Source organism: Kitasatospora sp. GP82, assembly GCF_029892105.1.
In the GTDB taxonomy this organism is placed as follows: domain Bacteria; phylum Actinomycetota; class Actinomycetes; order Streptomycetales; family Streptomycetaceae; genus Kitasatospora.
On sequence record NZ_JARZAJ010000003.1, the window covers coordinates 214790 to 232844 of the forward strand.

General features: G+C 69.9%; 11 protein-coding genes and 1 pseudogene. 6 read left to right on the forward strand and 6 right to left on the reverse strand.

The window, feature by feature from the left end; all coding sequences use genetic code 11:
- Positions 1-65 precede the first annotated feature (65 nt).
- From P3T39_RS04345 to P3T39_RS04355, 3 genes and pseudogenes are all read right to left on the reverse strand, one after another.
- A complete protein-coding gene (locus tag P3T39_RS04345; protein WP_280695963.1) occupies positions 66-2234 on the reverse strand; it encodes a LamG domain-containing protein in 2169 nt (722 codons plus the stop codon).
- 53 nt (positions 2235-2287) lie between these two features.
- On the reverse strand, positions 2288-4267 hold the full coding sequence (locus P3T39_RS04350; protein WP_280695965.1) for a hypothetical protein: 1980 nt from the start codon (positions 4265-4267) through the stop codon (positions 2288-2290).
- A gap of 282 nt (positions 4268-4549) precedes the next feature.
- Positions 4550-4783 (reverse strand): annotated as a pseudogene (locus tag P3T39_RS04355) (endonuclease/exonuclease/phosphatase); the annotation flags it as partial.
- 195 nt (positions 4784-4978) lie between these two features.
- Between P3T39_RS04355 and P3T39_RS04360 the strand changes: the two are divergent.
- Positions 4979-6658, forward strand: coding sequence for an NPCBM/NEW2 domain-containing protein (locus P3T39_RS04360; protein ID WP_280695966.1), 1680 nt, complete (start codon positions 4979-4981; stop codon positions 6656-6658).
- 88 nt (positions 6659-6746) lie between these two features.
- On the opposite strand, the gene P3T39_RS04365 is transcribed toward P3T39_RS04360, so the two are convergent.
- On the reverse strand, positions 6747-7853 hold the full coding sequence (locus P3T39_RS04365; protein ID WP_280695968.1) for a HoxN/HupN/NixA family nickel/cobalt transporter: 1107 nt from the start codon (positions 7851-7853) through the stop codon (positions 6747-6749).
- Positions 7854-8149: 296 nt separating this feature from the next.
- Between P3T39_RS04365 and P3T39_RS04370 the strand changes: the two genes are divergently transcribed.
- From P3T39_RS04370 to P3T39_RS04385, 4 genes are all read left to right on the forward strand, one after another.
- A complete protein-coding gene (locus P3T39_RS04370; protein WP_348534305.1) occupies positions 8150-9097 on the forward strand; it encodes a hydrolase in 948 nt (315 codons plus the stop codon).
- Between the two features lie 377 nt (positions 9098-9474).
- Complete coding sequence (locus tag P3T39_RS04375; RefSeq protein WP_280695969.1) at positions 9475-11505, forward strand: CocE/NonD family hydrolase; 2031 nt, start codon at positions 9475-9477, stop codon at positions 11503-11505.
- A gap of 64 nt (positions 11506-11569) precedes the next feature.
- Positions 11570-12700: an alpha/beta hydrolase-fold protein gene (locus tag P3T39_RS04380; RefSeq protein WP_280695970.1), complete on the forward strand. Its 1131-nt coding sequence runs from the start codon at positions 11570-11572 to the stop codon at positions 12698-12700.
- A 122-nt stretch (positions 12701-12822) separates the two neighbouring features.
- Positions 12823-15177 (forward strand): glycosyltransferase family 39 protein, encoded by a 2355-nt coding sequence (locus P3T39_RS04385; RefSeq protein WP_280695971.1) that lies wholly within the window; start codon positions 12823-12825, stop codon positions 15175-15177.
- Positions 15178-15268: 91 nt separating this feature from the next.
- On the opposite strand, the gene P3T39_RS04390 is transcribed toward P3T39_RS04385, so the two are convergent.
- Positions 15269-16102, reverse strand: a complete 834-nt coding sequence (locus P3T39_RS04390) for an arylamine N-acetyltransferase (protein WP_280695973.1) — start codon at positions 16100-16102, stop codon at positions 15269-15271.
- Positions 16103-16164: 62 nt separating this feature from the next.
- Entirely contained in the window at positions 16165-16506 is a 342-nt protein-coding gene (locus P3T39_RS04395; RefSeq protein WP_280695975.1) for a helix-turn-helix domain-containing protein, read from the reverse strand.
- A gap of 154 nt (positions 16507-16660) precedes the next feature.
- Here P3T39_RS04395 and P3T39_RS04400 point away from each other — a divergent pair, with 154 nt between their 5' ends.
- The gene (locus P3T39_RS04400; protein WP_280695977.1) at positions 16661-17608 is read left to right on the forward strand and encodes a zinc-binding alcohol dehydrogenase family protein; all 948 of its coding nucleotides are present in this window, start codon (positions 16661-16663) and stop codon (positions 17606-17608) included.
- The last annotated feature ends 447 nt before the right edge of the window (positions 17609-18055 follow it).

Consider the following 18055-nt stretch of genomic DNA (forward strand, 5'->3'; position numbering starts at 1 on the left):
TGATGAGGCGTTGGAGGAATAAGTCGGGTGGGCCGACCACAGCGCGACCGGCCCAGCCGTGCTGCTCAGGGGCCAGGCTGAGTAGGGGTTTCCGCTCCCTTGTAGGCAAGGCTTGTGATCTGAGCTCCACTCAGTACGCCCTGGTGGGCCCAGACATCGTCCAGCTGCCCGGAGAAGAACTCGCCCCAAGCCGCTCCGGACGTCCTGCGGCCGAACTGGAGCCCCGAGTAGGCGTGCGGCTTGGCCGCAAAGGACTCGAACGGGCGGACAGCGGTCGCGGTGGACACCCGATCAGTGCAGGAGGCGGCGCCATCCGCGCAGACGTTGTTCTCCAGCACACCGTTGACGTACAGCGAGACCCGGTAGGCGAAGGCGTCGTAGACGATCGCGAGGTGGGTCCATCCAGAAGAGGGCGACGGCTGGGTGTGGAACGCCGAGGTCCTGGTCGGCTTGGTGCTGTCGGCATCGCTGAGTTCCACCTGCCAGCGGTTGGCCACAGCGTTCCAGCGCACCACAACGGCGCTGTTGCCATTCGCCCCCGCGAGGGAGAGCACGGTCATGTCCCGCGTCGGCGTGGCGGCAGGCAGCACCCAGCCGGCGAGCGTGAAGCTCTCGCTCGTGCGGAGCGGAACATCCCGTGCTTCCGCGTAGCCACTGATGCCGTCGAGGTTGAGAGCGCCGCCGAAGACGCCTCCTGCGGCGTTGATCGTTGCGGTTCCGCCGAGGGTTGCACCCGCGGCAAAGGGACTCTCGTCCGGGGAGACCTTGGAGGTGGCGGTGTTCAGCTTCCAACGGCCCGCGAGCTGGGGGCGCTGACGGACCATGTCCTTGGCCTCGGTGGCAGTCAGGACGCGGTCGAAGATTCGGACGTCGTCGATGTCACCGCCGAAGAACTCGCCATTGGCGCCTTCGCGGTTGACGGCGCCCAGTTGGAGCGGTCCGGGCTTGGCCCACGGGGTCGTCTGGGTGTAATCGGACTCGCCGACCAGGTACCCGTTGATGTAGAGGCGCAGCTTTTTGGCGGTGGCGTCGGAGACGCCCACCAGGTGGATCCACTGGCCGTCGTTGGGTCCGAAGCACGGGGCTCCGTTGACGGTGCTACCTGGGGTGCAGTCCGGCTGCGTGGTGCGTACCAGGGTGTCGACGCCAGTGTCCTCCCTGTAGCGACCGAAGATCCACTTCTTGTAGTAGGCGGAGTAGTAGAGGGAGAACTCGTTGTTGTGTTCTCCGATCTGGGTGATGGCCATCCGGGCCTTGGTGTCGCCGTCGGCGATCTTGGGGAGCTTGACCCAGGTGGAGACAGAGAAGCTCTTGGTGCCCTCCACCTGCGGCCGGGAGGTACGGGCGTAGCCGGTGGTGCCGTCGAAGTGGAGGGCCTGGCCGGTGACGCCGGTGGTGCTGGTATCGGCGCCGCCGAAGATGGTGAGCGCGGAGGTCTCAGGGGCGCCGGTGACGGTGGTGCCCGTCTCGTCCAGTTCCCATACGGCCTTGGCTCCGGTGCCAGTGGCGGGCATGGCGCCGCCCGCGACGATGGCTGCCTCGGTGGCGGTCAGGGCCCGGTCCCAGAGCTTGACCTCGTCGATGAGTCCGGACCAGGGAGCGGTGTAGCCACCGCGGTAGCTGGAGCGGCCGAGGTCGAAGGTGCTGCGTGCCGACCACGCCGCAGGGGCCGCGACGGGAGTGGTGGGTGTGCCGTTCACATAGAGGGTGAGGGTCTTGGCCTTCGCGTCGTAGACGCCTGCCAGGTGGGTCCACTGGTTCACAGCAACAGGAGCTGCGGAGGCGGCAACCTGCCAGGCGTAGCCTGCGCCGTCCTCGGTGGTGGTCTGAAGGGCCCACTGGCCGCTGCGGATACCGAGGCTGAACGCGCCGATGTACTGGCCGCCCTGGCTGACGGCGGTCCGGGTGCTGCTCGCGTCGGCGGGGTTGACCCACGCCGAGACGGTGTAGCTGCCGCTGGTGTCCAGCACGCCGGACTGGGCGTGGGCGTAGCTGTTGGCGGTGCCGTCGAACTGCAGTGCATTGCCCTTGTGGCCGGCAGTGGAGCTCTTGACACCGGTACCGAGGGTGGCCTCGAAGCCGCCTGCACTCCCGGCCAGCGTCGTGGACCCGGCCTTGCCGTCCATGGCCCAGCCCGCCCGTTGGGGCTGGCCGGTGCGGACGGCAAAGTAGTAGGTCTCGTCCTCGGACGAGTTGCCGGCGCCGTCGATCGAGCGCAGGGAGATCCAGTGCACGCCGGGTTTGTCCGGCAGGACGCTGATGGTGCGCGCCGCGCCCCCGGTGGTGGCTATCTCGTTGGCGGCGGAGGGGCCCGCGTCCAGGCCCCACTGGTACTTGACGGTGTCTTTGGAGGCTGAGCTGATGGTGAAGGCGCGTAGCGTCCGACGCCGTCGACCCAGGCCAGGTCGCCGCTCGGGCTGCTGGTGACGGGGTAGTCGGAGGCGTTGACGGTGGGGCCGTCAGGTGCGGTGGTGTCGACCAGGACGTAGCAGCCGCTGGCGCCGTCCCCGGCAGAGGAGGTCGGACCCCACTGGGCACCGTCCCACACGCGCATGTCCCAGGCGATCCTGGTGTTCAGGGGCAGTGAGGAAGGCAGGGTGTAGCTGAACAGCGAGCCCGAGGCCTTGAAGTCGGTCGGGGCTTCACCGGCGTTGTTGTCGGTCGACCACCAGCGACGCTTCCAGCCGCCCCCGTCCCCGCTGTCCCACGCGGCACTGAACTGGACCGCGACCGGGTCACCGTCCGGATCGGACGCCTTCGCCGTCACCTGCGGGATCTTGTTGACCCGTACCGTCGTGGCCTGGCACACCGAACCGGGCTGCATCGACAGATCGCTCATCGACGTCTGACGCGGCGGCAGGTTGTACTGGACCTTCAGGTAGGCGTCGGCACTGAACCTCTTCCACCCGTACAGGTCGGACTCGTCCTCGGCCCGCAGACCCAGGTTCAGGTAGTCCCAGCCGTTGTCCGCGACCGTCTGGACGATGCTCTTCACACCGCCGGCACCGAATTCGAGCCAATCGCCGGCGCAGCCGTCATAGCCCCTGGCAGTGTCGACCGTCTGAAGATGCTGCTGCCAGAACCCGGACTCCTGGGTCGAGTTCCAGTTCGTACCCTGGTCGAATCCGCTGGTCCACCACAGCTGCACCGGACGCGCGTCGCACGAGTAGGAGTGTGTCTCGGTCACGTTGAAGCTTGCCGACAGGATGCGCTTGCCCGCGAACTGAGCCGTCGGCATGCGGTAGAGAACCCGCTGGCGATCCCGCGGCGCGCACCGGGACGTGTCGCCGCAGTAACCGACCCCGAACTCCCCGACATAGTCGCTGTTGTAGGAGAAGTGCCAGTACGCCTGGGAGTCGTAGTACTGCGACACACCTGCCCACTCCGCGGGGCGTGGAGCGTCCCAGGACGGGTCGATCATCACCGGGAAGACCGTTGAAGGGTCATCCAGCATCGCCTGGTTAGGCGTCAGCACCAGCGTCTCCTGCGAGGGCGTGACCTCCACCCCCACCGGCGCCACCCGTGAGCCCTCACCCGACACCGGAGCGGCAGCGGGACGCGCGGCCGAACGCGACGCCGCCACCGGCGCCGCAGCCGGTTTGGAGGAGTCCCACATCAACGGCTTCAGAGCCTCGAAGACCGTGCCGCCGGCGCCCTTGTCGACCGCCGACAGCGAACCGTTCGCCTCAGCCCTGATCGTCAGCCCGTCCCCTTGGAGGCCCAGGCGCAACTGGTCGAGCTCCGGGGCCTTGGCGGCCTCGGCCGTGCGCACGACGACGACCTGGCTGAAGCCGGTCCTGGTCGCCGTCAGCCTGAGATCCACGTCCGGCAGAATCGACCGGTACTCGGCCGTGGATCCGTCCAGCACCGGCTTGGGCAGTGCCTTGGGCCACGAGAGCTTCAACTCCCGGCCGGCCCGCGCCATCCGCACGAGGGGCTGCCCGCTCCCGCCTCCGGAGAACTCGATCTCGGACGCTGTCGCTCCCGGCGCCACCGCGCCGCTCGGCAGGGTGTGCAGCATCGGATCAATGTCCACCCAGGCACCGTTCCTGCGGGTTCGCTGCGGCTGCAGGTACTCCGTGGCGACCAGCTTCCCGTCCGGCTGTGCGAACACGTCGCCCGTCTCCGTCCGCATGGCCTCGACCGCGACCGGCTTACCCGTCCGCTTCGCCTCCGCGACTGCCGCACTCTCCGGCGAATCCCCCGGAGGCTCGGACATGGAGCCGCTACCGCCTGTCGCCGCACCGGCCATCGGGGTCTGCGCCATGCTCGGCACCGTTCCCGCTCCGGCCAACGTTCCGGCGGCGAGGACCACCGCCAGCCATCTGCGCGCGGACCACCCCCACCCCGATCTCACATTGACCACTGCACACCTGAGCCTTATGAAGAATTTACGGTTGTGAACGCGGAGTTTTGTGACGGCTTGACGGTTAGTCAACATTCAATGAGATCAAACAAAGATGGAATCGTGCACGGTCCACATCCTGCATCGTGACCATGCATGACAAACACCGACAATCTCTGGCCATGGATGTGCTTGACATCACATACCGGTGACCAGGACCGAGTCGCCGGTCTTCACCGTCAGGGCGGCGCTGCCGGTGTAGACGAAGATGCCCTCGCTGGTGACCGGGTCGGCGTCGGGGTCGGGGTCCTGGATCCAGAAGCCCTTGGAGCCGTATGCGCGCACGCCGGTGACGATGCCGGGGACAGCCGTGACGGTCCTGCCGAGGCTGGGCGAGACACGGGTGCGGCCCTGGATGTCGTGGATGCGGATCGCATCCCGATCCGATGGATCATCAACATTTTCCAACACGGACCGCGCTGCGCCACCGACTCGGCCAGAACGATCCGAACAAGTGTCAGGAACCTTGACGCGGACCTGAAACACCGCTGTCATATGTCGTGTTCCGTTGAAACTCGTTCGGTTTAGTTGCCTTCATCCAGCCTTCGCCCCTCGCCCTGCAGGAGCCGCCCCGTGCTGTCCCGCAGAACTTCCTGGCGCCGCCGCTCGGCCGCCGTGCTCACCTCTCTCGCCCTGCTGGCCACCGGCGCCACCACTCTCGCCGCCGTCCAACTGGCCTCCGCACCACCCGCGTCGGCCCTGGACAACGGGCTGGCGCTCACCCCGCAGATGGGTTTCAACAACTGGAACTCCACCCACTGCGGCGCCGACTTCAACGAGGCCATGGTCAAGGGCATCGCCGACCTCTTCGTGGCGAAGGGCCTCAAGGCGGCGGGCTACCAGTACGTCAACCTGGACGACTGCTGGGCGCTGCCCGACCGCGACGCGGCCGGCAACCTCGTCCCCGATCCGGTCCGATTCCCCAATGGCATCAAGGCAGTTGCCGACTACGTCCACAGTAAGGGCCTCAAGTTCGGCCTCTACTCCAGCGCCGGTACCAGGACCTGCGACGTCCAGGGCTTCCCCGGCGGCCTCGGCCATGAGCAGCAGGACGCCCGGCTGTGGGCCTCCTGGGGCGTCGACTATCTCAAGTACGACAACTGCAACAACCAGGGCGTGGACGCCCGGAGCCGCTACACCGCGATGCGCGACGCGCTCAGGGCCACCGGCCGGCCGCTCCTGTTCAGCATCTGCGAATGGGGGTCCACCCGGCCGTGGACCTGGGCGCAGCCGGTCGGCAACTCCTGGCGCAGCACGGGCGACATCAGCGACAGCTGGTCCAGCATGATCACCATCGCCCACCAGAACCAGCAGCTGGCCCCCTACGCCCGTACCGGCGCCTGGAACGACCCCGACATGCTGGAGGTCGGCAACGGCGGGATGACGGAGACCGAGTACCGCACCCACTTCAGCCTCTGGGCGGAGATGGCCGCCCCGCTGCTGATCGGCACCGATCTGCGCAAGGCCGGGCAGGGCACCCTGGACATCCTGACCAACGCGGACGTCATCGCGGTCGATCAGGACCCGCTCGGCCGCCAGGGCACGGTGGTGGCCGGCTCGGGCGGGCAGGTGGTGATGAGCAAACCGTTGGCGGACGGCGGACGGGCCGTCACACTGACCAACGAGAGCGCGAGTACGGCCGCAGTCTCCACCACCGTGCAGGACCTGGGCATCGGCGGTGCGGCCTCGTACGCGGTCAAGGACCTGTGGTCGAAGACCACCAGCAGCACCACGGGATCGCTCACCGCGACCGTCCCGCCGCACGGCACGGTGATGCTGCGGGTCACCCCGGGCAGCCCCGTCCCGCCGCCGAGCGGCATGAACAGGCTCAGCGACCTGCCCTGGTCCTCCGCCGTCAACGGCTGGGGCCCGGTCGAACGCGACCGCAGCAACGGCGAGCAGCAGGCCGGCGACGGACGGACCATCAGCATCCGGGGCGCAGCCTACGCCAAGGGCCTGGGCACCCACGCCCAGAGCGAGGTCGACTACTACCTGGGCGGCGGCTGCCAACACCTCGGCGTGGACGTGGGCGTGGACGACGAGACCAACGGCAACGGCTCGGTGGACTTCCGGATCTACCGCGACACCACCCTCGTCGCCGACAGCGGCCTACGCACCGGCAAGGACCCGGCCGTACACCTGGACGCCGACCTGACCGGTGGTTACGAGCTGCGCCTGGTGGTCACCGACGGCGGCGACGGCATCGACTACGACCACGCCGACTGGGCCACCCCGACGCTCGGCTGCGCGTAAACGCCAGAGGGGTGCGGGGCTCTGCCCTGATCAACTGCACGCAGTCGATCAAGCAGGGCCCCGCGCCCCTTGTGCGCTGACGCGCAGCTCAGTCGCGTTCGGCTGGGACGGGCTCGCGAATGCCCGCCGACCACTTCTCCTCGACCTTGCCGAACTTCCAGAACGCGAGCGCCCCCACCCAGGTCACCACGAACAGGCCGACGATGGCGTAGCCGACCATGTTGAGGTCGAGCGCGGCGATCCAGCCGATCGGCCCCGAGGTGATGTCGAGCTTCTCGGCGAGCAGACCGACCAGTTCGACGAGGCCGATCACCAGGGCGACCAGCACCGACAGGCCGGTGACGGTCAGGTTGTAGTAGATCTTGCGGACGGGCTTGGAGAAGGCCCACTCGTACGCGAAGTTCATGAAGGAGCCGTCGATGGTGTCGAGCAGGCTCATCCCGGCCGCGAAGAGGACGGGCAGCACCAGCAGCGCGTACCAGGGCAGCGAGAAGGCCGCCGCGCCACCGGCCAGGACCAGCAGCGAGACCTCGGTCGCGGTGTCGAAGCCGAGGCCGAAGAGCAGGCCGACCGGGTACATGTGCCAGGGCTTGGTGACGGCCTTGGTGACGCGGCCGAGGATCCGGTTGAGGAAGCCGCGCTTGTCGAGCTGACGCTCCAACTCGGCCTCGTCGAACTCGCCTTGGCGCATCTTGCGGAAGACCTTGAGGATGCCGTTGAAGGCACCGAGGTTGATCAGGCCGATCAGCAGCAGGAAGACACCGGAGACGGTGGTGCCGATCAGGCCGGTGGTCCTGTGCAGGGCGGAGTCGTCCGACTCGACCTGGCCGGCCAGCGAGCGGATGCCGAAGGCGAGCAGGGCGCAGAGGCCGAAGACGATCGAGGAGTGCCCGAGCGAGAACCAGAAGCCGACCGAGAGGGGCCGCTTGCCCTGACCCATCAACTTGCGGGTGGTGTTGTCGATGGCGGCGATGTGGTCGGCGTCGAAGGCGTGCCGCATGCCGAGGGTGTAGGCGGTCAGGCCCATGCCGGCGCCGAAGACCTGGCCTCCGACGTCGTAGTGCTTGGGCGCGATGATCGCGAGCAGGGTGAACCATCCGACGACGTGCAGTGCAAGGACAAAACCCCCCATACCGGCGAGGCGGAGCCATTCGTCCCGGGTGAGCCGGTCACGGAGACGGCTTTGCGCAGACATGAAGGGGTCCTCTCCGAGTTACAGCGCAGTCGAGCTGGGACATCTTTCCTCCTAATCGCTCGCATTTGCAACCCATGTGCAACTACGAGCTCCCCGCACACCCCCTGCACACCCGCTGCTCGAATTCCCCCCACCCCTGCGGCCCTCCGGGGATTCCGGTCCGCGAACAGTCACTCGCCGTACGGATTTCTGTAACCCCCGAACCCTTTCACGTCTTCTTCTACGCGCGGATACTCGGCTCTACGCGCGGATACCCCCACCCGACGAAGCATCAATTCCTCTGGGAGGAAGTGAAGATGACCCGTACTCGGATCCCTCGCAGCAAGGCGGCCCTGGCCGCCGCGGCCGTCCTGGCGGCCGCCCTCACCGGCCTGGCCGCTCCGGCGAGCCCGGCCAGGGCCGCGACCGCCACCAGCCCGCACCGGGTGCTGTTCGACAACAGCAAGGCCGAGACCGCGGGCAACGCGGACTGGATCATCAGCACCAGCCAGCCCGACCCGCTGAAGCAGAACGCCAACCCGACCACCGAGAAGAGCTGGACCGGCGCCATCTCCTCCTGGGGAGTCGCGCTCCAGAAGACCGGCGCATACAGCCTGAAGACCCTCCCGGCAGGTTCCACCATCAGCTACGGCACGGGCGCGGCACTGGACCTGGCGAACTTCGACACCTTCGTGATCCCGGAGCCGAACATCAGATTCAGCCCGGCGGAGAAGTCGGCGATCATGAAGTTCGTGCAGAACGGCGGCGGACTCTTCCTCGTCTCCGACCACACGGGCAGCGACCGGAACAACGACGGCTGGGACTCCCCCGCCATCATCAACGACCTGCTGATCAGCAACGGAGTCGACAACAACGACCCCTTCGGCTTCTCAGTGGACCTCAAGAACATCGTCACCGACAACCCCCGCGCCATCAGCGACGCCACCGACCCGGTGCTGCACGGCTCCTTCGGCACCGTCACCGGATCCATCCTGCGCAACGGCACCACCTTCACCCTGAAGCCGGCCGACAATCCCGCCGTCAAGGGCCTGGTCTACACCACCGGCTCCAGTGGCAACTCCGGAGCGTTCTTCGTCACCAGCATCTTCGGCAGCGGCCGGATAGCCGTCTGGGGCGACAGCTCGGCCATCGACGACGGCACCGGCGAGAGCGGCAAGAGGCTCTACAACGGCTGGACCGACCCGGCCGGGACCAACGCCGCACTCGCCCTGAACGCGACCGCCTGGCTGGCCAGGGCGAGCTGAGCCCACGGCCCGCCCCCGCCCGCCCGGGCCGCCCTGAAGATCACCACCAGTCGCGAAATAGGACAGAAAGTCCTTATTGTCTGATCTGGTGCCGCCCCGGCATTCGGTGCCGGCCCAGGGCGGCCCGGGGTGGTCCAGGGCGGTCCAGGACAGCGCGGAGAGGCGAGCCCTTGCTCGACAGTGCCGATATCCACCAACCGGAGGCGACCGGCCTCGACCGGTCGTTCTCCGGGCGTCCCCCGGGCCCGCTGCCCCTCTTCGGCGCCGGGGTCCGGGGGCGCTGCGCCCTGGGCGGCCCCGTGCTGCACACCGCCCTACCCTGGATTCGTCGCACCGTGCACGGGGTCCACTGATCCACCGATCGCCCGGGAGCAGCCATGCAGCACCCCTCCTCGTACCCGTACCGGACCATCCGCGAGGACCTGCGCATCCCGCTCGCGGACGGCGTGGCGCTGTACGCGCGAGTCTGGCGGCCCGTGACCGAGGAACCGGTGCCCGCACTGCTGGAGTACCTGCCCTACCGGCTCACCGACTGGACCGCGCCGCGCGACGCCCAGCGCCACCCCTGGTACGCCGGGCACGGCTACGCCAGCGTCCGGGTGGACATCCGGGGCCATGGCAACTCGGGCGGAGTTCCCGGAGACGAGTACTCCACGCAGGAGCTGACCGACGGCGTCGCGGTCGTCCGGTGGCTGGCGGCGCAGCCGTGGTGCAGCGGCCGGGTGGGGATGTTCGGGATCTCCTGGGGCGGCTGCAACGCCCTGCAGGTCGCGGTGCTCGCCCCCGAGGCGCTGAAGGCCGTGGTCACGGTCTGCTCGACGGACGACCGCTACGACAACGACGTCCACTACATCGGCGGCTCGCTGCTTGCCGTGGACATGCACGCCCGGTCGGCCACCATACTGGCCCTCGCCGCCCGCCCGCCCGACCCGAAGTACGTCGGGGACGACTGGCGGCGGATGTGGCTGGAGCGACTGGCGGCCGTCGAGCCGCTCATCCACCCCTGGCTGACCCACCAGAGCCGGGACGGCTACTGGCGGCACGGCAGCGTCTGCGAGGACTACCGCGCGATCACGGCTCCGGTACTGGCCGTCGGCGGCTGGGCCGACCCTTACCGGGACGCCGTGCTGCGGCTGGTCGAGCACCTGGAGGCGCCGGTACGGGGCCTGATCGGCCCCTGGTCGCACCAGTACCCCGACCGGGGCCTGCCGCCGGGACCGGCCATCGGCTTCCTGCAGGAGACGCTGCGCTGGTGGGACCACTGGCTGAAGGACATCGACACCGGGGTGATGGGCGAACCGGCGCTGCGCAGCTGGATGAACGAGTCGGTGCCGCCCGCCACGGTCTACGCCAACCGGCCCGGGCGATGGGTCGGCGACGAGTCCTGGCCCTCACCGGACGTACGGGAGGTCCACTACGGGCTGGACGAGGCGCTGCGGACCGCCGGGACGCCGTCCGACGACCGCTTCGTCCATGTCCGCTCACCGCAGCACACCGGCATCGACGCCGGACGGTTCCTTCCCTTCGGCAACGCCTCCGACCTGCCGCCCGACCAGCGCGAGGAGGACGGGCGCTCGGTCTGCTTCGACTCTCACCCGTTGCCCGAACCGGTCGAGATCCTCGGGCGGGCGGGAGTGCTGCTGCGGCTGCGGTGCGACGGCCGGCGCGGGCAGGTCGTCGCCCGGCTCTGCGATGTGGCGCCCGACGGGTCGTCCACCCTCGTCACGCGCGGGGTGCTCAACCTCACGGCGCGGCAGGGCCGCGACCGGGTGGTGGAGTGGACGCCCGGGGAGGTCGAGGACGTCGGGTTCGATCTCGTCGGCATCGCACACGCGTTCCCGCCCGGGCACCGGATCCGGCTCGCGCTCTCCTCGGCCTACTGGCCGTGGGTGTGGCCGCAGCCGTGGGTGGGCGGCTTCGAGCTGGACCCCGGGCACAGCGTGCTGGTGCTGCCGGTACGGCATCTGGCCGCCGACGCGGGCAGCCCGGCGATCACCTTCGAGCCGCCCGAGCAGTCGGCCGGCCTGGACGTCCGGATCACCGAACCGCTCACCGCGCGGCCCGAACGGCAGGTGATCCGCGATGTCGCCACCGGGGAGTGGCGCCTTGAGGTGGACCCCGAGTACGGCGGCTCCCGCACCTACCCCGACGGCCTGGTCTGCGACGAACAGGCCGTGGAGGCGTACCGGATCCTCGACGACGACCCGCTGAGCGCCCAGACCCGCTCCGACTGGACGATCCGCCTGGAGCGCCCCGAGCTGGGGTGGGACGTCACCGTCCGCACCCGCTCGGAGATCACCTGCGACGCGACCCACTTCACGGCCCGCAGCCACCTGAGTGCGTGGGAGGGCGGGTCGGCGGTCTTCGAACGGGACTGGGAGCAGCGGATCCCACGCACGGCATCCTGAAGGCCGCAAAGGTGCGCGAGGGGGCCGGGCAGGGCTCGGGTGGGTGGTCAACTACGATCGGCGGGTGCCAAGCCTGACCGGAATCCCGTTGCAGATCATCGCCGCCTTGCTGGCGATCGCCGTCTTCGCCGCCACGATGTGGCTGTGGCCCCGACTGGGCGGGCGGAGCTGGCGGGCCTGGACCGGGCGGATCGGGGTGTTCTTCGCGACACAGGTCACCGTGCTGGTGGCGCTGGCCCTGGTGGCCAACTCGTACTTCGGGTTCTTCAGCACCTGGAGCGACCTGCTCGGCCTGGACGGCGGCCCCGGCACGGTGGTGGACCACAAGCCGGGCGGCAAGGCGATCTCGGTGACCGGCGAGCAGAAGATGTACTCCCCCCAGGGTTCGGCCAAGGAGCACTCCGGGCTGATCCAGCAGGTGCGGATCAGCGGCGGCGCCTCCGGCCTGGCGGGCAAGGGGTACGTCTACCTGCCGCCGCAGTACTTCCAGCCGGACTACGCCTCCCAGCGGTTCCCGATGGCGCTGGTGCTCTCCGGCTACCCCGGGAATGCGGAGAAGCTGATCAGCCTGCTCCAGTACCCGGCGTCCGCGCTCAAGGCGATCCAGAACAACCAACTGCCGCCGACCGTCCTGGTGATGATGCAGCCGACGCTGTCGGGCAACCGCGACACCGAGTGCATGGACATCCCCGGCGGCCCGAAGGTCGAGACCTTCTTCACCGAGGATCTGCCGAAGGCGATGTCCGACGACTACCGGGTCTCGGACCAGCCGGGCTCACACGCGGCGATGGGCGACTCCACCGGCGGGTACTGCGCGCTGAAGTTCGCACTGCGCAAGCCGGACGCGTACGGGGCTGCCGCCTCGTTCTCCGGCTACTACTCCGTGTCGACCGACCCCACCACCGGCGACCTGTTCGGCAAGAGCGCCCAACTCAAGCGCGAGAACGACCTGTTGTGGCGGCTGAAGAACAAGCCCGCCGCCCCCGTCTCGCTGCTGCTGGCGACCAGCCCCAACGAGGAGAACTACGCGGACACCCAGAAGATGGTCGCCGCGTTCAAGGCCCCGACCGCGATGTCCACCATCACCCTGGACAGCGGCGGCCACAACTTCCACACCTGGACCCGGGAGATCCCGCCCGCCCTGGAGTGGCTCGGCAAGCACCTTACGCCGCCTCAGCCTGTACGGTCCGCCTGACGGACCCAGGTCCTGTCCGGCCGATCGCGCCGGACAGGACCTGGACCGACCGGCTGGGAGATCACAGCACGCTCATAGGCAGGACTCATGAGAATTTCAGCGAGGCGCCCGAACGTGTTCCCATGACCTCGACCAGTCCCATCCCTCCGACCGACGAACCGTGGCCCGAGGCTGCGAACCACCCGCCGCCGGAGCCGTCGGCGAGCGTCAGGGTCGAACCGCTCTTCCCGCCGGTCGAGCTGCCGCCGGTCGGCCCCAAGGGCCCGGCCTCCTGGGCCGGGCGGCTGCGGTCCCTCCCGGCCCGGGCCTGGCGGGGCCGCCCCGACGACCCGAGCTGGGCCAGGCCCGCGCTGCTCGCCCTGCTGGCGGCGACCGCCGTGCTCTACCTGTGGAACATCTCGGTCTCCGGCTGGGCCAACTCCTTCTACTCGGCCGCCGTGCAGGCGGGTACGCAGAGCTGGAAGGCGTTCTTCTACGGCTCCTCGGACGCGGCGAACTTCATCACCGTGGACAAGCCCCCGATGTTCCTGTGGCCGATGGAGCTCTCGGCCCGCATCTTCGGACTCGGCTCCTGGAGCCTGCTCGCCCCGCAGGCCCTGATGGCGGTGGCCACGGTCGCCACGGTGTACGCGACGGTGCGCCGCCGCTTCTCCGTGCTGGGCGGGCTGGTCGCGGGCGCGGCGATGGCGCTCACCCCGGTCGCCGCGCTGATGTTCCGCTTCAACAACCCGGACGCGCTGCTGGTGCTGCTGCTCACGCTCGCCGCGTACGGGCTGGTGCGGGCCACCGAGACCGCGAGCTCGCGGTGGATGGTGTTCGTCGGCGTGATGTTCGGCTTCGCCTTCCTGTCCAAGACGCTGGCGGCCTTCCTGATCCTGCCCGCCTTCGCGGTGATCCACCTGGTGGTGGCGCCGACCGGGCTGTGGCGGCGGGTGCGCCAAGTACTGCTCGGTGGACTGGCGTTGGTGGTCTCCGCCGGCTGGTGGGTGGCAATCGTGGAACTGACCCCGGCCTCGTCCCGGCCGTACATCGGCGGCTCCCAGGACAACAGCTTCCTCTCCGTCGCCCTCGGCTACAACGGCCTCGGCCGGCTGACCGGTGACGAGACCGGCAGCGTCGGCGGCGCTGGCGGCGGCGGCCGGTCCGGCGGCGGGGGCGCCACCGGCCACTGGGGCAGCACCGGTATCACCCGGCTGTTCGGCAGCGACATCGGCGGCCAGATCGCCTGGCTGATCCCGGCGGCACTGATCCTGCTGCTGGTCGGCCTCTGGGCGACCCGGCGCTACCCGCGCACCGACAGCGCGCGGACGGCCTTCCTGGTCTGGGGCAGCTGGCTGGTCTGCACCGGAGTGGTCTTCAGCTACATGTCCGGCATCTTCCACCAGTACTACACGGTTGCCCTCTCCCCCGCCGTCGCCGCCCTGGTCGGCATGGGTGCGGACGGGCTGTGGCGGGCCCGTGGGCGGCTGCCGTACGCGGCACTGCTGGCCGGGGTCGTGGCGGTCACGGCGGTCTGGTCGTACGTCCTGCTGGGCCGTAGTTCCTCGTTCGTGCCGTGGCTGCGCTGGGCCGTGCTGGCCGGCGGTCTGGCGGTCGCCGCCGCGCTGCTGCTGGCGGGCCGACTGACCGGGCGGGTGGCGGCGGTCGTCGGACTGGCCGGGCTGGCCGCCGCGTTCGGCGGACCGACGGCGTACGCGCTGGACACCGTCTCGACGGCGCACACCGGTTCGATCGTCACGGCCGGCCCCCGGGTGGCCGGCGGCAACGGGTTCGGCCGGGGCGGCTTCCCCGGCGGCGCCTTCCCCGGTGGGCAGCGGGGCGGCCGCTCGGGCGGTCAGAACGGCGGCTTCCAGGGCGGCAGTCGGGGCGCTCTCCCCGGTGGCGGGTTCCCCGGCGGGATGCAGGGCCTGCCGCCCGGCGGCTTCGGCGGCCAGAACGGCCAGAACGGCCAGGGCGGCGCGGGCTCCTGGCGCGACGCCGGGCGGGGCGGCTTCCCCGGCGGCATGGGCGGCGGCGGCATGGGCGGTCTGCTCAACGGCGCCAAGGTGAGCAGCGAGCTCGCCGCCATGCTCAAGCAGAACGCCGGCTCGTACACCTGGGTCGCGGCCGCCGTCGGCTCGCAGAACCAGGCCAGTTACCAACTGGCCACCGGGGAACCGGTGATGGCGCTCGGCGGTTTCAACGGCACCGACCCCTCGCTGAGCCTGGCGGGCTTCCAGCAGTACGTGAAGGAAGGGAAGATCCACTACTTCATCGGCTCCGGCGAGGGCGGGGGCGGGGGGATGGGGATGGGCACAGGCTCGCGGTTCGGCTCCGGGACCGACTCTGCGGCGAACTCCGAGCGCAACGGCGGCTTCATGCGCGGCGGTTCGAACTCGGAGTCCGCGCAGATCGCAAGCTGGGTGGCCGCCCACTACACCGCCAAGACGGTCGGCGGCGCCACGGTCTACGACCTGACGGCACCGACCACCGGCTGATGCACGCCGGTTGATCGACCCTGGGCCCACCGGATCCGTTCCGGTGGGCCCTCACGCCACTGCCTTTCTGCGGACATCAGCCAGGCGCTCTTCAGGGGCGCGACCCCAGCAGGTCGGTGTCGGCGGGCAGGACGATGCCGAACTCCTGCTCCAGCGCTCGCAGCAGCTCCCTGTCGTCCGCCAACTGCCGCTCCTCGCAGCTGCCGTCGCCGTACGCCACGGTGAGTGTCCGGTCGCGCAGGGACAGCTGCCGTTCGGCGCCCTGGAGTTGGACGAAGAGGGAGTTCCGGAAGTGGGATCGGGGGTGGGTCGACACGTACCAGTTGGCCACCACGAAGTCGTCCGGCGCGAAGGGTTCCAGGGTGAAGGCGTAGAGGTCCGACCACTCGCCGCGCGCGCCCGACTGGAGCACCCACAGGCCGTCGGTGCCCGGGAACGGCTCGCGGACGAGACGGATCCGCCAGCCTCCGCGCTCGAACTCCCGGTCCGCGAGCAGCGGCACGGCTTCCAGCAGCGAGATCGCGCCGAAGCCGACGTCGGCCAGGTACGGCCCCGGCTCGCCCGGGACGTCCACGAGCAGCAGCATGTGCGTGCGCGGGCGCAGCGCGGCCCTGCCGACCCGGACCCTGGCGGCGAGGAGGGTGACACCGAAGCCGAGCGCCTCCAGTGCGCCGGCCAGCAGGGTGTTCTGCTCGTAGCAGTAGCCGCCGCGCGGGCTGTGCACCAACTTCGCCACCACATCGGCCAGTTCGATGGAGGGCGTGGAGCCGAGCAGGGGCTCCGTGTTCTCGAACGGGATGGTCTGCGCGTGTGCCCGGTGCACCGAGCGCAGGGTCCTTGCACTCGGGCTGCGGTCCCCGGACCAGCCGATCCTGGCGAGATAGGCGTCGAGGTCGATTCGGTAGGGCACGGGAGGCTGAGACATGGCTCCGACCGTATGCGACCGGCCATACCCGCTCCAGCTCGCCCCCGTGAGGCGACCGCCCGTCAGGCCCCGGTTGCGATCGGGCCCGCTGCGGCCAGGACAGCGTCGAGGAGGCCGGGGAAGCGCGCCTGAAGCTCCTCCCGGCGCAGTGCCGTCAGCCGCCGGTTGGCCTCCTCGCGCTGCTGGACGACCCCGGCCTCGCGGAGCACTCGGAAGTGGTGGCTGAGGGTGGAGGGGGCGACGTCGACCGGGAAGGTGCCGCAGGCGCGCTCGGACTCGGCCCACAGGATCTGGACGATGGTCATCCGGGTCGGGTCGGAGAGGGCGTGCAGCACGTCGAGCAGGTCGATCTCCTCGACCGCCGGGTGGTGCAGCGGAGCACGGCGCTGACTCGAACGCGGCATGAGCAACCTCCTGAACAGGGATGTTCGACATTCATCGAATGTGAGTGATACTAATTTCGTCGTTCGTAGAACTTCGAAGTACATCGTACCCTCGGAAGGGGCTCCACAGATGCGTGCCTTGGTGATGACTGCGCCCGGAGGATCTGAGAACTCGGTGGTTGCCGAGGTCCCCGAGCCGACTCCGGGGCCGGGCGAGGTGGCGATCGACGTCGCCTACGCCGGTCTGAACTTCGTGGACGTGATGACCCGCCGGGGCGATGCCGGCTACGGCTCCGGCTGGCCGCACCGCCCCGGCCTTGAGATCTCGGGCACGGTCCGCGCGCTCGGCCCGGGTGTCGGCGCTCTGACGGTCGGAGACCGCGTGGTGGCGGTCCCCAAGGGCGCCGGGATGTCCGAAGTCGCCATCGCCAATGCGGCGTCGACGGTCCCCGTGCCCGAGGGTGTGCCGCTGCTGGAGGCCGCCGCGACACCGCTGGGGCTGGCCACCTCACTGCTGCTGCTGACCGAGGCCGGGCGGTTCAACCCCGGCAACACCGTCCTGGTGCACTCGGCGAGCGGCGGAATCGGCAGCGCGGTCGCGCAGTTGGTGCCGCTGCTGGGCGGCGGTCGGCTGATCGGCACGGTCGGGCGGCCCGAGAAGGTCGCCGAGGCAGAGCGCGCGGGCTACCCCGTCGCCCTCCCCCGGGACGCCGGGCTGGCCGAGGCCGTCCGCACCGCCACCGACGGCCGGGGCGTCGATCTGATCCTCGACCCGCTCGGCACCACCGCACTGGCCCTCGATCTGGACCTGCTGGCGCCCGGTGGACGCGTGGTCCTCTTCGGCAACGCCGGCGGCGCGGCGATCGAGGCCCTGCCGCCGACCTCGCGCCTGATCCGCGGCAACCTCACCATCAGCGGCTTCAGCCACCGCGGCCTGGTCGCCGCCGCACCCGCCCGGGTGGCAGCCGCCACCAGCCGCGTCCTCGGCTTCATCGCCGACGGGCAACTGTCGCTGCCCCTCACCGAACTGCCCGCCCTGGAGGACATCCCCACCGCCCACGACCTGCTCGCCGAGGGCCGCGGCACGGGAAAGTACGTCGCCCGGGTGGGCGGTTCCCGCTGAGGGTGTCCGCCGGTAGGCAGCCCATCAGGACGGGGCATCCCAGGGGCACGCGCCCCTGGACAGTGCAACCGACTCCGGTGAGTGCCTACTGGCTGAGCCTCCAGGACCTGTCCGGCCGGTCCCTGGCAGGACGTCGGCCACTGTCTGGCGATCCGAAAACCGCGTGCCGGTGGCCGGGCGCTGCCGCACACTGATCCAGTGCCACAGCTGACAGCGCCCGATGTCAGGCTCCAGCCCTCCTTCCTCGCCGCCATGGAGGAGTTCCGCGCCGCCGGCCACGGCGGGCCGCAGGACAACTCCACCGCGGGCCTGAGCCTGCACGAGTACGGCAGCACCTGGCAGGAGCCCGAGGTCTTCGCGGAGTTCGTCGACCGGCTTCGCACCACTGGGTACCGACCGCCACCGGCTGAGCCGCAGCCGCACCGGACCTCACCCGGCCGTTACTGC